11 protein-coding genes are annotated in these 15,508 nt (G+C 30.1%); 5 read left to right on the forward strand and 6 right to left on the reverse strand.

Annotated features, from left to right (window positions below; genetic code table 11):
* Positions 1-61 precede the first annotated feature (61 nt).
* Entirely contained in the window at positions 62-1,375 is a 1,314-nt protein-coding gene (locus FYC62_RS08185; RefSeq protein WP_149074596.1) for a hypothetical protein, read from the forward strand.
* Positions 1,372-4,875, forward strand: a complete 3,504-nt coding sequence (locus FYC62_RS08190; RefSeq protein ID WP_240534883.1) for a C25 family cysteine peptidase — start codon at positions 1,372-1,374, stop codon at positions 4,873-4,875. The genes FYC62_RS08185 and FYC62_RS08190 overlap by 4 nt, the downstream gene beginning before the upstream one ends.
* On the opposite strand, the gene FYC62_RS08195 is transcribed toward FYC62_RS08190, so the two are convergent.
* Positions 4,868-5,782, reverse strand: a complete 915-nt coding sequence (locus FYC62_RS08195) for a lipopolysaccharide biosynthesis protein (protein ID WP_168199412.1) — start codon at positions 5,780-5,782, stop codon at positions 4,868-4,870. The two genes, FYC62_RS08190 and FYC62_RS08195, sit on opposite strands and share 8 nt — an antisense overlap.
* Before the next feature lie 265 nt (positions 5,783-6,047).
* Entirely contained in the window at positions 6,048-7,019 is a 972-nt protein-coding gene (locus tag FYC62_RS08200) for a hypothetical protein (RefSeq protein WP_149074599.1), read from the reverse strand.
* Between the two features lie 83 nt (positions 7,020-7,102).
* Between FYC62_RS08200 and FYC62_RS08205 the strand changes: the two genes are divergently transcribed.
* Together FYC62_RS08205 and FYC62_RS08210 are read left to right on the forward strand one after the other, a co-directional pair.
* Entirely contained in the window at positions 7,103-7,639 is a 537-nt protein-coding gene (locus FYC62_RS08205) for a hypothetical protein (RefSeq protein WP_149074600.1), read from the forward strand.
* On the forward strand, positions 7,620-8,501 hold the full coding sequence (locus FYC62_RS08210; protein WP_149074601.1) for a hypothetical protein: 882 nt from the start codon (positions 7,620-7,622) through the stop codon (positions 8,499-8,501). Before FYC62_RS08205 ends, FYC62_RS08210 begins: the two co-directional genes overlap by 20 nt.
* 76 nt (positions 8,502-8,577) lie before the next feature.
* Here FYC62_RS08210 and FYC62_RS08215 read toward each other — a convergent pair whose 3' ends face one another.
* From FYC62_RS08215 to FYC62_RS08230, 4 genes are all read right to left on the reverse strand, one after another.
* Entirely contained in the window at positions 8,578-9,519 is a 942-nt protein-coding gene (locus tag FYC62_RS08215; RefSeq protein WP_149074602.1) for a hypothetical protein, read from the reverse strand.
* Positions 9,520-9,552: 33 nt separating this feature from the next.
* Positions 9,553-10,398: an energy transducer TonB gene (locus FYC62_RS08220; RefSeq protein ID WP_149074603.1), complete on the reverse strand. Its 846-nt coding sequence runs from the start codon at positions 10,396-10,398 to the stop codon at positions 9,553-9,555.
* 178 nt (positions 10,399-10,576) lie between these two features.
* Entirely contained in the window at positions 10,577-11,305 is a 729-nt protein-coding gene (locus FYC62_RS08225) for a DUF6733 family protein (RefSeq protein ID WP_149074604.1), read from the reverse strand.
* A gap of 94 nt (positions 11,306-11,399) precedes the next feature.
* Positions 11,400-12,686, reverse strand: coding sequence for an ammonium transporter (locus FYC62_RS08230; RefSeq protein WP_149074605.1), 1,287 nt, complete (start codon positions 12,684-12,686; stop codon positions 11,400-11,402).
* A gap of 513 nt (positions 12,687-13,199) precedes the next feature.
* On the opposite strand from FYC62_RS08230, the gene FYC62_RS08235 reads away from it, so the two are divergent.
* Positions 13,200-15,374 (forward strand): glutamine synthetase III family protein, encoded by a 2,175-nt coding sequence (locus FYC62_RS08235; protein WP_149074606.1) that lies wholly within the window; start codon positions 13,200-13,202, stop codon positions 15,372-15,374.
* Positions 15,375-15,508: the final 134 nt, after the last annotated feature.

The raw sequence follows: 15,508 nt of genomic DNA on the forward strand, positions 1-15,508 counted from the left end.
GCTAAAAATTAAGTTTCTTAAAGTATTTCTATTATTTGGCTGTTTATTATTTTGCAATCTCTTGCAGGCACAACCGTTCGGTAACGAGTGGATAATTCCTTCACAAAAATATGTCAAAATTAAAGTTTCTGAAGAAGGACTATTTGGAATAGACTTAAACCAAATTATACAATCTGGTTTAGTTACGCAAAACATTGACCCCAAAAAATTTCAACTTTTTAATAAAGGGAAAGAAGTTGCAATTTTGGTAACAGGTGATGCTGACAATGTCTTTGATGCTAATGATAAAATAGTTTTTTATGGTAAACCCAATGATGCATCACTAGATAAAGTTTTATATAACAACCAGGCCGATTTACCAAATGAGGAAGTAAGCATCTATGAAAATGACAATTACTACTTTTTAACCTACAGCAATAACACAACTGGATTAAGATTAAAAGAATTTCAACAAAACAACACTGGATTATCTGAAGAAAACTGGATTATTGCTAAAAGTAGAGTTAACCTTACGGACAGCTATTATCCTGGTGAATTTATCCTTTCTGCCATGAGTTTATCTGAATATATTGAAGGAGAAGGTTTCATGAGTAATACTTTTGGTAAAGGCCAAACTTCTAATCTGAATCTAAACACTCCAGATATTATATCAAGCAGTTTTCAACCGCAATTATCATTTTATGTAGCTGGTAGGTCTAACGCTTCTTCTACCAATGCTAATGGCTTTAATCATCATTTAAGAGTTTCATTAAATAATGTTACTGTGTTTGATACTTTATTTAGAGGATATAAAACTGTTAGAAAAACTTTGCCAATCACACTCAATACAAATAATAATCAAATAAGCTTTACGTCTATTGATGATTTAGGTGCTCTTACAGATTTTCAGGCTATTTCTTATGCGGAAATAACTTATGCGAGAGGCACAAATATCAATAACCTTACTAGCTTAAAATTCATCATAAATAACAGTAAGGCTATAAGCTTTTTAAGATTTAGAAATTCTGGTCTTGCTAACCCCGTTTTATGGGATTTGACTACTGATTTTATGATCAGAGGAGTAAAAAATTCTACAAATGCAGATTTTGTTATCAATACTACAAGTCAACAAAAAAGTTTTTTTTTAGCTGATTTGGATAATTTGAAATCAACAAACCTTACACCAGTAACATTTAGAAATTTCTTAACCACAGATGTGAAGTCGTTTTTGATGATATCAAATAAGCTACTTACAACAGGAGCTAATAATTACAAAACTTATAACGATACAAGAAATATTGAAACTACGATTGCTTATACGGATGATTTATATAATGAGTTTTACTATGGGTTTCATCATCCATTGGCATTAAAAAATTTTGTGCATGGGCAATAGCAAGAGGGAATACAAAACCAGAATATCTTTTACTTTTAGGTAAAGGAATGGAGATTTCTAAAGGTAATTTTAATAATAATTTAGTCCCTACAATAGGATTCCCAGCATCTGATAATATGCTCACATCGGGCTTAAATGGCAGCAATTTAGAACCTGGTTTGGCAACAGGAAGAGTACCTGCAAAAACCAATGAAGAGGTTGAAAATTATTTGAATAAACTTAAAGTTTATGAACAATTACCTAATGAGAATTGGAGGAAGAAGCTTTTACATATATCTGGGGGCAATAGTAGCTCTGAAAATACTTCCTTTTTTAATTATCAAAATTTATTATTCGAGAGTGCAAGGAGGGAATTTTTTGGTGCAGGATTGGTTAGGGTCAGAAAAAATGTTGTTAATCCGGTGACGGACATACTTACTGATAAAATAATGTCTGAAACGCAATTAGGCACCGGCCTTATTTCATATTTAGGGCATGGAAGCTCTAATACGACTGAAATTATATTAGCTGATTTAAATAAATTAAACAATGAAAACAAACCAGCAATTTACTTAGTAAACGGATGTAGTACAGGTGCTGCATTTAGTACTCAATCATCATCCTTAAGTGAACAATTTATCTTACAAAAGAGATCTGGTGCTGTTTTATGGATTGGAACAACAAGTGAAGGAGTTGCTTCTTATTTGAATGGGGCCTCTTTAAATTACTATAATAATTGGTTTAAAAATTCTTACGGAGAATCAGTTTCAAAAGGATTATTTAGAGGGCTCAAGACTTATCAAAACCCCAATGACAGACTTAATGTTGCGCATACCAGACAATATATTGTTCTAGGAGATCCTTTTTTAAAGTTTTATTCTCCTGACAAACCTGATTATGATATTGAATCTATAATAATCTCTCCCGGCCAAACAGCAGCAAATCCTAATTTAAATATTCAAATTATCATAAAAAATCTTGCAAAAGCCCTAAATAATAAAGTAACATTAAAAATATCAAGAAGACTATCAGATAATTCAGAGGTTAATTTACCTGATACAAGTATCAATATCTTCAATACAGACACTATTAATGTTAATTTCAATAATACAAATATTATAAGTTCTGGAAATAACAGAATAATGATTCAAATTAATCCTCAAAGATTAGTCGAAGAAACCAATTATTTTAATAATACAGCGATTAAAGACTTCTTTTTGCCAGGAAATGGTTTAAAAATTATTTCACCATTTAATAAAAGTATAGTTAAAAATCAGACCTTAAAACTTCAAGTTCAATCTGAAAATTTACTTACTAATTCTGCTGAGTATTTTTTTGAAATTGATACTACTCCGGATTTTAACTCAGTATTCCGAAAAGAGTCTGGATTAATAAGCTCAAGTTCAATAGCATCATGGAATCCCAACATTAATATGGAAAACAACAAAATCTATTATTGGAGGACTAGGCTTAATCTGGACCCATTAAGAGGTGGAGCATGGATATACTCAAGCTTTACATATGTTCAAGATTTTCAAGGAGAAGGCTATAATATCGGACATGAAGGACAATTAGGTGATTTTACTTTTGACAACATCAATGCCGTAAGACCATTCTTAATGAGCTTCAACACATCTAACATGCTCACCAACATAAAAACAAGAGGAGATGATGCACCTACTAATGTTGAAAAAAGAATAAGAATAGATGGTTTAGCAATATCATATGCTTCAATTGAGTTTAATGGAATAACTATGCTTGCGTTTAATCCTATCAATTATGCTGAGAGATTTCAATATCCAAGTCCTTATAATTATATAAATCCTCCTGGTAGTGGTTTCTATGCCGGTCCATCTGGTCAATATAGATATGATATAAGGAATTCAACAGACTTGGATTCATTAGTAAGATACTTAAATCAAATACCTAAAGGACACCACATTATAGGTTTCAATGGATCAAATGCGGCGTTTAATCTGTTACCTCAATATGTGTTAGATGAATTCAGAAAACTTGGATTAACAAAATTAGAAACTATAAAAAAAGGTGAACCTTATGGCTTTTGGGTTACTAAAGGTAATCTTGGAAGCGTGAAAGAAATTACAGCAGATTATTCATCTTCTATCCCACCGGCTCTTCAGTTAATTTCTGGAGACAATCCAATATCATATCCCGGAAAAAACGGCAGCTTATCAACTGGTATTATAGGACCTGCTAAGAGTTGGAATAAACTAGAATTTAATTTAGAAAATTCAATTAATGACAATTTTAATATTACTGTAGTAGGTGTAGATACTTTAAATAATCAGATAAACTTATTTAATAGCATTAATAATAAAATAGTTGATATTTCTCAAATAAATGCAAAGAATTACCCCTATCTAAAATTTAATTACCAGTTCAACAACAATGTAGAAGCAAAACTTCCTAAAACAAACTTTTTACGAGTTACCTATCAACCCGTTTCAGATATATCTTTCTATCCTGAGTTAAAAAATGAACAATATAAAATATCCTTAGATGAAGGTGACTCCATTAAATGGAATATTGGTCTTAAAAATTTCGGACCAGTTATTTCAGACTCTTTAAAAGTTAAATATGAACTTATTAGTTCGAATAGAACGATTACAAAAAACTTTAAATTACCGTTTTTACTTAATGTGAATGAAACCAATAATATTATTATACATGTTCCTACAATTGGTTTCTCTGGAGAGTGTTTACTTAAAGTATCTATTTCACAAATAGGATTAAAGGAAGAAAATATATTTAATAATGTTATATCTTCTAATTACACTATAAATAAAGACAAAATTCCTCCGGTGGTTAATGTTACATTCGATGGTAAACATATAATAAATGGCGAATTAGTTTCTCCAAATCCTCACATCAAAATCATGAGTTATGATGATAATAAGTTTTTGCTAATGAGAGATACGAGTTTGATAGAATTATCCATTAGAAATATAAATGATAACAATTTTAAGAGAATATATTTTAGTGGACCTCAATTATCATTCTCGAATTTAAATGGAGCTAATCAGATAAATATTGATTATCTCCCAGAAAAATTTGTCGACGGCAATTATACTCTAAAAATCACGTCTAAAGATGTAAGTGGGAACAAGCAACTAAACAACGATTTTGAAATTGATTTCGAAGTTGTTAACAAACAGTCTATTACTAATTTTTATCCTTATCCTAACCCAGTCAGTGATAAAATGAAATTCGTCTTTACACTTACTGGAGATAAAATACCTGAAAATATTAAAATTCAAATATTAACGGTAAGTGGTAGAGTTATCAAAGAAATATCAAAAGAAGAACTTGGCAGTATTAGAATTGGTAATAATATTTCTGACTATACTTGGGATTGTACAGATGACTTTGGAAACAGATTAGCTAATGGAGTTTATTTCTATAAAGTTGATATTTCAGATAGCAGTAATATAAAACATAGAGAATCTGAAGGTGATAAATACTTCAAAAACAAGATGGGTAAAATTTATATCATTAAATAATTTTTTTATCTGCATAAAAAGAAAAGAGCAAAGAAGATACTTGCGAAATACTCCCGGCGATAGCTGCTCCCATTATCCCGAATTTATAAGTGAGTATTATGCCAAAGAGAGCTATAGTTAATAAACCAATCAAGAAAGATATTGTGTTTAAATGTCTTTTATTTATAACCCCGAAGTATTCCATATAAATCGTATTTAATGATTTGGCAAGTATCCCAGGTAAAAAATATAATAAAAACATTTTTATTTGTATAAAATCCTTTCCTAGAACTTTCACATATAAAAAGTTTGGAACGCAAAAAACAATGATTATTATAAGAATTGTGCCTAAAAAACTAAGAGTTAACATTTTATTGCGAATTTTCTTTATATCACCATGATTATCATATTTAATGACTTCTGAAAAAAATATTGTAGCTACACTTTTTGAGAAAATCCAGATAGATTCTGCTATTAAAGTGATGACAGAAAAAACTCCTAGTAATGATAAACCTAAAAACTTATTGATGATAAAATAATTAGTCCTTGAATTAAAAAGGAGTACTAGATTATTTAATTGATTTATAGAACCAATTTTAAAGGAATTATTAAAAGTATCTTCAAAATTTCTGATGCTTTTAAAGCTAAATAACTTTATAAACCACCATACAGAAAGAAATAATATGATTATCAATACACCTAACAATAAATCAATATAAATTACTTCATTAAATGAATTAAAAAGTTTAATAAAAAGAAAGATAAAAAGCAAATGTAATATTGGCTGGCTAATTCTGAGGAAATTATATTTTTCGTATAACTTATTCACCAGAAAAACCTCCATAACATTTTGAATTAGAGTAAATAGTACTGCGGCTATTATTGTTTCATAAAGCTGATCTTGAGGAATGATCCCTAACCAAAACATAATGAAACTTACAATAGGCGCAACTAGGAAACACCATAATGTTGTTAAGATGACTAAAGAAGACAAAGAAGTTTTATTATAAACAAACCCTATGGAACTTGTCCCAATAATAGCTGTGAATATTTGAACTAACGAAGTATTTAGTAAGAATAAACTTAAACTACCTCTACCATCAAGACCTACATATTGTAATGTATAAATAACTATAAAAGCATTTAAAATTGTATATCCAACAGAACTTTGGAAATTATAAAAATACTTTTAATCATTTCATCTTCTTTCTAAGCGTTTTAACAAAACTATCGAATTTACGTTTAGTTAATACTGCCTTCCATCTCCAACTATTAAATTTTACTCGATAAAATGGAGTTAGTTCACCCTTAAATTGCCTCTTAAAGTTACTTATACCTTTAGTATTTGCACCACATAAATCAAAGGATAAATATCCGTGAGATTTCAAATAATAATAATTCTCTGCATAAATAGCGCTATGTACACCAGTATGATATGAGGTTTTATTAGAAGTAACAAGGAAATTATTAGCTATCAAGGAGCTATCGTCCAGAAGTATTATTGATGAGCAAATCAATTCATCATTGACTGTATACTTGGCATTCATAGAATAACAGAAATTTACATCAAAAAGCTTCGCAATAAATTCAACCATTTTCTCGCTGTAAATACTAGAATAGCCTAAACTAATGAAACTTTTATAATGATATTGAAGTATTTCTTCACTAATTGAGTTATTAGCCTCAAATTTTATGTCATACTTTTTACTCTTATTTATTATATTATTTACTTTGGAGTTAAAATTTAAATCTTGAGATAAATCACTAATATAAGTATAATAAACATCCGCTTTAAACCCACTCCAATAAAAAGCTCTTATGTCTTTAATATTAGGCGGTAAATTAAATTCAATTCTGTTAAATTTTTGCGTTAATAAAGATATCCAATAGAGAATGCCTTCTTGTATGATTAAATCAGATTTCGAATTTAACCAAATTGCAGTGTAAAAATACTCATTAGGTTGAATAATCTGATTTGCTTTTTGATATAATATGGATCCTAAAATCGGAACTTTATCATTAAAAATTATACTTAAAAAAGGCTTTAAATTAAACGTCTCACAATTAATCTTAATAAACTTAGAACTATTTAATACAGATTGTCTGCCTAAACTTTGTGTTATTGCACACCATTCATCTAAATCATCATATATAACAACTTTCATTATTCGTTTTAATCTAAATACTTATTTAATTTAGAAAATTAAATATAATCATCATTAAAGAAAAAATATTATCTTATATCAATATGGCATTTTTTAACCAACTAAAAAAAGAGAATAAAGTTCTTTATTATGGGATATTGATATTTATGTTCTTCACACTTTTAGCAAATTCTTTAAGATTAGAAATTGTTCCATTTTTTGTCTTTAAAATGTATTCTTATCCTTTGCCTACAACTAAAGAAGTTCCATTTTATGTTTTAGAATACAATAATAAAGAATTTAATGTTCCTGAAATCTGGAATCATCATAAAAGAATGCTCTTTTATTATTCTATTGAACATCAACAAGATATACAAAAAAATAATGGTTATGATAAATTTCAAACAAGACTCAAATCTTATTTTTCTAATATTGCTTTTTTAAAAGAGCACTCTCTTTATCCATATCAGTATCAGAAGCACACAGACTATGCGCAATGGCTTTCTTCTTATTTAGAGGAAGTGACTAAAGAAAAAATAAAATATATAAAAATATTTAAAGTCGTAGTTGTTTTTGATAAATACAAGATAAAAGTAAAAAACAGGAAGCAAATCATAGAGTATGTCAACCGCAGAAATTAGAAATGTAGCACCTTACAGAGCTTATATAATTAGGATTAGCTTTATTTTTTTCTTAGTTATACTTATTTGGAAGTATTATTCACATGTATTACCTCATCAATTAAATAATCCAGTTTTATTTAGTTTAGGCTTAGATCCTTTGTATATTTTATATTACTTATCAAGTATTAGTGAAGTTCTAACAAGAGAAAATTATTCACATGTATTTTCTACTTTATTGTTTTTATCAACTATATATCCCATTATAAATCCCAATAACCATAGATTTTTAATTATTTATGCTATACTATATTTAACCTATTTTATAGTATTTAATACTTTTCTAACATTTCATGCGCATTACATGAGCTGTATTTTACTACTTAATTTGTGTTTTACAATTAAGGAGAATATAAATTTTAATCTGATATGGGAATTAATGAGGTACTTTATATGCTGGGTTTATTCTTCAGCATTTATTTGGAAAATTATAAACGGCTCATTCTTTCAAAGTTCTTTCGGATTAGAAATTATCAAAACTAGCCAAGCTTCATTTATATACTCAAATCCAAACAATTTCTGGAGTTCATTGTACTTTTTCTTTTTATCAAACCCTGTATTAACTAATTTAGGAACTGTATTTATTTTTTTACTGGAAGCTCTTTTTCTGATAGGATTCTTTACAAAAAAAATAGACGGATTATTGATTTTATCAATTTTTATAATTCATCTAATTATATATTTATTTGTAGATACATTATTTGTAGAGCAATGTATATTATCTATTGCACTAATTTCAACTAGAACTTGGCAAAAAATAGTGAAGAAACAGAATCGATTTTTAAAAATTTCAAGTCGTAAAAATCCACCTAATATTAATTAATAGTTATACTAAAAATATAGGTTTTTGATATTATAAAAAGATTAGAAACTATCTTTTATAAAATTTAACACCATAATTAGCTATTTAGACAAGATTTAATTATATTTTTTAATGTCAATTTGAATTTATTTAATTTGGCATTAGCTCGATTATATTTTAAAATATAGTAGGGTTTAAGTTCTGGTAGAAAATTTTGCTTAAATTCAGCTATGTTAGAATAATTAGCTCCTAAATAATCAAAATATGATATTTGATTTTCAAAAAGCCACTTTTGACTCTCAATATACATAAATGCATTAACCGCAGATTTATTTTCTGTTTTTAAACTTGAGCAAAATAAAAAATATCCACAGTCAACATCTCTATTTATTAATACAATACCAGAAGCTAACCTTTTCCCTTCTAAATTATTAACAGAAAAACACGAGATTAATTTTTCATCATAAAGAGTCTTTAAGTAATTAAATAAAAATGTCTTAGATTTCATCCTGATTTCTTTTTTACTTAAGAAATCATATTGTTCTTGAAAAATTTGTTTAAAATCAAATTCTTCCCTAAACTTTAAATTATAAATTGAAGTTGCTCTTTTATAATGTTTGACAACGTTATAAGAATAATTAATATCTTCAGTTCTTTTTACGTATGTATATCTTAATTGTATAAAAAAATTATATCTTGAAAACGTTCTTAAATCTTTGATATCAATTAAACGGAACTCTATTTTTTTATATTGTTTGATTAGCAGCTCAATCGCGTTGTTTAAATCCTCTCTGGAGTTCTTAGTATTGAGGTTATCTTTAATCCAAATAAAAGAATAGTGATAAATATTTGGATGAACTATTGAATTACCATCGATATACAAGAAGAATCTAATAGAATATTCTCCATCCCTATTTTTATAAGCTAGATATTTAGGTATTAAACCATAATGAATTGTTGTTTTATTTTGAATAAGAAGTCTAAAATTTTTCTTTTCAAATAGATTCAAAAACTCATATTCACTTAATTCCTCTAACATTTCATCATTATGGATTTAAGTGTAAATATACCATCAATCCAACCTAAAAACAATAGGAATAACATAAGAAACCCTTACCGTTTTACCATTTTGTTTTCCTGGTTTCCATAATGGAGATTTTTTTATCACTCTTATAGCTTCTTCATCGCAGCCAGCACCTATACCTCTTAAAACTTTTATATTAGTGATTTCGCCGTTTCTTTCTACCACAAAAGATACGGTTACACGACCTTGAATTTCATTTTCTCTAGCTATAGCAGGATATTGTAAGTTCTTATTTAAATATTTAGCCCATGCTGTCATCCCTCCAGGAAATTCTGGCATTTCTTCTGCAGAAACTAAATACTCATTTCCGGATTCAGTATTTGAACCTGCTTCTAAAATTCCATTCGCCCCTTCATGATGAGTAGCATTAAGTCCGCCAGTTTCGCCTGCTTTATCTGTAGAACTTATAATTCCTGTTTCTAATTCCTTTAAGGTTGGAGCCTCCTTAGTCACCAAATCATCGGTTGTTGGTTTAAAATTAGTGTATTTAATTTCTTTTTGCGCTGTTTGCTTTGGAATAGCTATCTCAGAACCTGCTTTTACCTTATTGAGTTGTTTTGGAGGTAGTTCTATTTCTATAATCTTATGTATCTTCTGGTCATCTTCCTTAGAATTATCAATTGGTATAACATCTACTACTTTTTGCTTATAGAGATAATAAGCAGATGGACCAATAATAAGCAGCGCAAAGCCAAATGAAGCTATAAACAATGCCTTAGCTAGATAGTTACCAGAATTTTTTCTCAGCTCGTAAGCTCCGTAAACTTGGTTTCTGCCATCAAAAATAAGATTAAGCCACTCAATCTTATTTAAATTAAATTTTGAGTATAACATAAGAAGTAGAATTGTTTTACTAAAAATATAAAATTTTAATGTCAGTATCCAATTTTTTCTTGAAATAAAATTATATATCCCGGTACTCTACAAACAAGCTTTAAACAAAAAAACAGCCGAGGATTTTAGTCTCGACTGCTTTTTTTCTCTCTATGATGTGTGTATTTAAACGTATTTGTTAGAAGTTGAAAAAGAAAGACATTTTATAGAAATCAGGACCAGTAGTACCGTCTTCTAAATTAGCCCCACCTGCAAATCTTAATCCAGCGTTACCTTTTGAAAATTGAACATAAGGACCTAACCAAGTATAAACAGTGCTACCTTCAACACTTGCTCCTGTAGCGCTTGTACCACCGGTAAAATCTAAAGTCTCATAATGAGCCCCTAAAGATAACCAAGAACTTGCTTTAACACCAGCATTTAACCAGTAGTGTAAATAGTTGTTTTTATTAGGTTTTTCGTCTCTTAAAGCTCCGTAGTAACCTACATAAAGTTGACCTTCATATTTATCGCTACTGTGGTTGATAGTTAAGTTTGGTACTATACCATCACCAGCTACTGGTCTACCAGCTACACCTGAAGATAATAAGTTACCCATAGTGAAACCTAATTGAGGATTGATACTGAAAGTTCCTGCTGTAAAGTTAAGACCAGCACCAAACTCTGTCCAGTTACCCCATGCTTGAGCTGTACCAGCTCCCCATTGGATACCATAAAAGGTAAAAGCAGTTTTATCATTAAAAGCATACGCACCTGTTAACATTGGGTTAACTCCAAAAAAAGCATCCGTATTTAAAGATAAACCAAATGATAGCTTGCTTTTTTCTTCTTGAGCTGTTGCTTTTGAAATACTCAAGATAGTTAAACCTAATACCAGTGCTAAAGGAAAAATAAATAATTTTTTCATAATTTTTGTTTTTGTGTTTATTATTTAGTTAAGTTTAATTTATGGAGCCAGGTTAATAAAGAGAGAATAAAAACCCGACTCCAATATTTTTATGTTATAATTCTTCTTGATGTTGAGTTAAATCTAAACCATGAATTTCTTCTTCATCAGAAACCCTTAAAGGCATAATGAAATTGGTTATGCGTAGAAGAATATAAGAACCTACAAATGCAAATATTGAAACTCCAATTAGTGTTAGAATATGCAGTACAAATAATTTAGTTTCGCCATAGAATAAGCCATTGCCTGTGGTATTAGCAGCGTTAACACTTTGCGAAGCAAAAACACCAGTTAAAATCATCCCAACCATACCGCCAACACCATGACAAGGGAATACATCTAATGTATCATCGATATCAGTTTTTGTTCTCCACAATACAACCAGATTACTAATAATTGCAGCGACAAAACCTATTATAAATGAACTTGTAATAGTTACAAAGCCAGCAGCTGGAGTGATAGCAACTAAGCCAACAACTGCCCCAATACAAGCGCCTATTGCGGTTGGCTTTTTCCCTCTCATCATATCAAAGAAAACCCAAGCCATTGCAGCCGCTGCAGAAGCGGTTGTAGTTGTGGCAAGAGCGGTTGCTGCTAGTACACCAGCACCACCTGCAGATCCTGCATTAAAACCAAACCAACCAAACCATAGTAAGCTGGTTCCAAGAATAACATAGCTTATTCTTGCCGGAGTGTGATCTATTTGATTTCTCTTCTTTAAGAATAATGCTGCAGCAAGTGCTGCCCAACCTGCAGACATGTGCACTACAGTACCTCCGGCAAAATCTAGAACTCCTAATCCGAATAATAATCCTTCTGGATGCCAAGTTGCATGTGCTAAAGGAGTATATATAAATACCATAAATAAACACAAGAACAATAAATAAGAGTTAAATTTTATACGCTCAGCGAAGGCCCCTGTTATAAGTGCAGGAGTAATTACCGCAAACTTTAATTGGAACATAGCGAATAAGATTAAAGGCACCGTAGGCATTAAAGACCATGAAGCAGTACCTAAAGTATCTTTCATCATGAAAAAAGTACGAGGATCTCCAATGATACCACCAATGTCTTCACCAAATGCTAAACTGAACCCGAAAACCATCCATAAGATTGTAATCAACCCCATACATACAAAACTTTGTAACATAGTGGAGATTACATTTTTCTTTCTCACCATTCCACCATAAAAAAAGGCTAAGCCTGGCGTCATCAATAACACTAATGCCGTAGAAACCAACAGCCAAGCTGTATCTCCAGTGTCAATTGTCGTGTCTTTAACTTGTAAAACGTCTCCGTTAGGAAAAATAAAACAGAGTATTGCTACTATAAGTATAGCAATGAAGGGTACATTTTTTTCATGTTATTAGTTTAGGGTTTAAATTATATGTCCAAAAAAGCATATTATTAATTTTAAATATTATAATTATTACAAAGATTAATTAATAATAATTCATTTTTGACATTGCTAAATTGTATATTTTATAAATTACATCAAAATAATTTTAGTTTTTTAACTATTTTTTAGTATATTTTTAAATAAACACATATAATTTTATTCAATTTTGAGTTATTTTTAATAAAAAAACTAGAATTTTATATTTTCTTTAAAGTAAATAAGAAACTATTAGCACACTTTTAATGCTCTTTCTTCAAAAAAGAACATTAAAACTTCAAACACCCGTCAGAAAATTGATAACAGAAAGATTTTTTTATCATAAAAATGGGATTTTCAAAAAAAAGCTCTAATTCTTGACATATTTTTTTAATATTTTATTGAGATTTAAGAAAAAGCCCGTACTTTTAGCCAAAATTTAATCAAAAACATAATTTATTCATTAAAATAACCTAAGCAATGTCAACAATCAGGTTTCAAGCTTTACAGACTGTTTTAACCAGAACTATTCCTGAGGTAAAACAACCATCATTTAAAATCTCTGATTTTTATGGTTCAAATGTTTTCGATAAGAAGAAAATGCAAGACTATCTACCTAAAGAAACTTTTAAGGCAGTACTTGCTTCTATAGAAAGCGGCTCTCCTATAAGTAGAGAAATTGCAGAACAGATTTCTTCGGCTATGAAAGCTTGGGCTATGAGTAAAGGTGTAACACACTATACTCACTGGTTTCAACCTTTAACAGGAACTACTGCAGAAAAACATGATTCTTTCTTTGAGCCAGCATCAGACGGCCAAGCTATAGAAAGATTTGCTGGCGACGCACTAGTACAACAAGAGCCAGATGCTTCAAGTTTCCCTAATGGTGGTATCCGTAGCACTTTTGAAGCTCGTGGTTATACTGCTTGGGATCCATCTTCTCCTGCATTTATTTTTGGTAAAACATTATGTATCCCAACAGTATTTGTTTCTTATACTGGTGAGGCTTTAGATTATAAAGCTCCTTTATTAAAAGCACTATCTGTAATGGATAAAGCTGCTACAGAAGTTTGCCACTATTTTGATAAAAGCATTGAAAAAGTAAATGCTTCTTTAGGTATAGAGCAAGAGTACTTCTTAGTTGATTTAGCATTATTTAATGCAAGACCAGATTTATTCTTAACCGGAAGAGCTTTATTTGGCCATGCATCTGCTAAAGGACAACAGTTAGAAGACCATTATTTTGGTTCTATCCCTGAAAGAGTTTTAGCTTACATGCAAGATTTTGAAAACGAAGCTTTACAATTAGGTATTCCTTTAAAAACTCGTCATAATGAGGTTGCTCCATCTCAATTTGAGTGTGCTCCTATTTATGAAGAAATAAACTTAGCTATTGACCATAACCAATTATTAATGGATTTAATGGAGAAAGTAGCTAAGAGACATAACTTCAAAGTTTTATTACACGAGAAACCATACGCCGGTATTAACGGATCTGGTAAACACAATAACTGGTCTTTAATTACTAACACTGGTAAAAACTTACTTGCTCCGGGTAAAACTCCTAAAAACAACTTGATGTTCTTAACATTCTTTGTTAACACCATCAAAGCTGTATATGAGCATGCAGATTTATTAAGAGCGTCTATTGCCTCTGTAAGTAACGATCACCGTTTAGGTGCTAACGAAGCTCCACCAGCAATTATCTCTATTTTCTTAGGCGAGCAATTAAATGATGTTCTTGATGAAATTGAAACTTCAAGAATTTCTAAAAAAGCCAAAGAAGATTCTGCAATGTGGCATAGCATTCCAAAAATCCCTCAGATTCTTTTGGATAATACAGATCGTAACCGTACTTCTCCTTTCGCTTTCACAGGTAATAAATTTGAGCTTAGAGCAGTAGGTTCTTCTGCTAACTCTTCTAGCCCAATGACTGTGTTAAATATGATTGTTGCAGATCAATTAACTAAATTTAAAGCAGAAGTTGATAAATTAATCAAAAAAGGAGACAAGAAAGATGTTGCTATCTTAACTGTTCTTAAAAAATACATCAAAGAATCTAAAAATATCCGTTTTGAAGGTAATGGATATAGCGATGAGTGGGCTGCTGAAGCAGAAAAACGTGGCTTACAAAACATCAAAACTACACCTAAAGCTTTAGATGCATTAGTTTCTGAAAAAACTGAGAAAATTTTTGAAGAAACTGGCGTATTTACAAAAAGAGAAGCTCACGCAAGACACGAAATCTTATTAGAGGCTTATTACAAAAAACTTCAAATTGAAGCTCGCGTAATTGGCGAATTAGTAACTAACGTAATTCTTCCTGCTGCTGTTAAATATCAAACAGAATTGATTACTAACGTAAAAGGTTTGAAAGATTTAGGTTTAGCTAAAGACACTTATGCTTCTCAATTAGAAATCATTGAGCGTTTATCAAAACACATCAACTTTATTAAATCTAATGTTGAGCAAATGGTTGATGAGCGTAAAAAAGCTAACGTTCTTGAAGATAGCCGTGATAAAGCCATTGCTTACGATGAAAAAGTTAAATCTTACTTCGAACCAATTAGATATCACGTTGATAAATTAGAATTATTAGTTGATGATACTATATGGCCTCTACCAAAATTCAGAGAGCTATTATTTATCAAATAAGCTAAAAGCAGAAGGCTTAAAGCAACAAAAAAAGCGTATCTAGATTTCTGGATACGCTTTTTTTATGGGCGTTAGGACAGGTTTTACATTGCTCCAAAGCAGTCTCCCCTAGGAAACATGCTTAACCATTGAGA

It is taken from the genome of Pedobacter aquae (assembly GCF_008195825.1).
In the GTDB taxonomy this organism is placed as follows: Bacteria; Bacteroidota; Bacteroidia; order Sphingobacteriales; family Sphingobacteriaceae; genus Pseudopedobacter; species Pseudopedobacter aquae.

Coding starts and splice junctions, on each gene's coding strand:
- FYC62_RS08195 (WP_168199412.1), bottom strand. CDS start 5,782: ATGTTTTGGTTAGGGATCATTCCTCAAGATCAGCTTTATGAAACAATA.
- FYC62_RS08200 (WP_149074599.1), bottom strand. CDS start 7,019: ATGAAAGTTGTTATATATGATGATTTAGATGAATGGTGTGCAATAACA.
- FYC62_RS08205 (WP_149074600.1), top strand. CDS start 7,103: ATGGCATTTTTTAACCAACTAAAAAAAGAGAATAAAGTTCTTTATTAT.
- FYC62_RS08210 (WP_149074601.1), top strand. CDS start 7,620: ATGTCAACCGCAGAAATTAGAAATGTAGCACCTTACAGAGCTTATATA.
- FYC62_RS08215 (WP_149074602.1), bottom strand. CDS start 9,519: ATGTTAGAGGAATTAAGTGAATATGAGTTTTTGAATCTATTTGAAAAG.
- FYC62_RS08220 (WP_149074603.1), bottom strand. CDS start 10,398: ATGTTATACTCAAAATTTAATTTAAATAAGATTGAGTGGCTTAATCTT.
- FYC62_RS08225 (WP_149074604.1), bottom strand. CDS start 11,305: ATGAAAAAATTATTTATTTTTCCTTTAGCACTGGTATTAGGTTTAACT.
- FYC62_RS08235 (WP_149074606.1), top strand. CDS start 13,200: ATGTCAACAATCAGGTTTCAAGCTTTACAGACTGTTTTAACCAGAACT.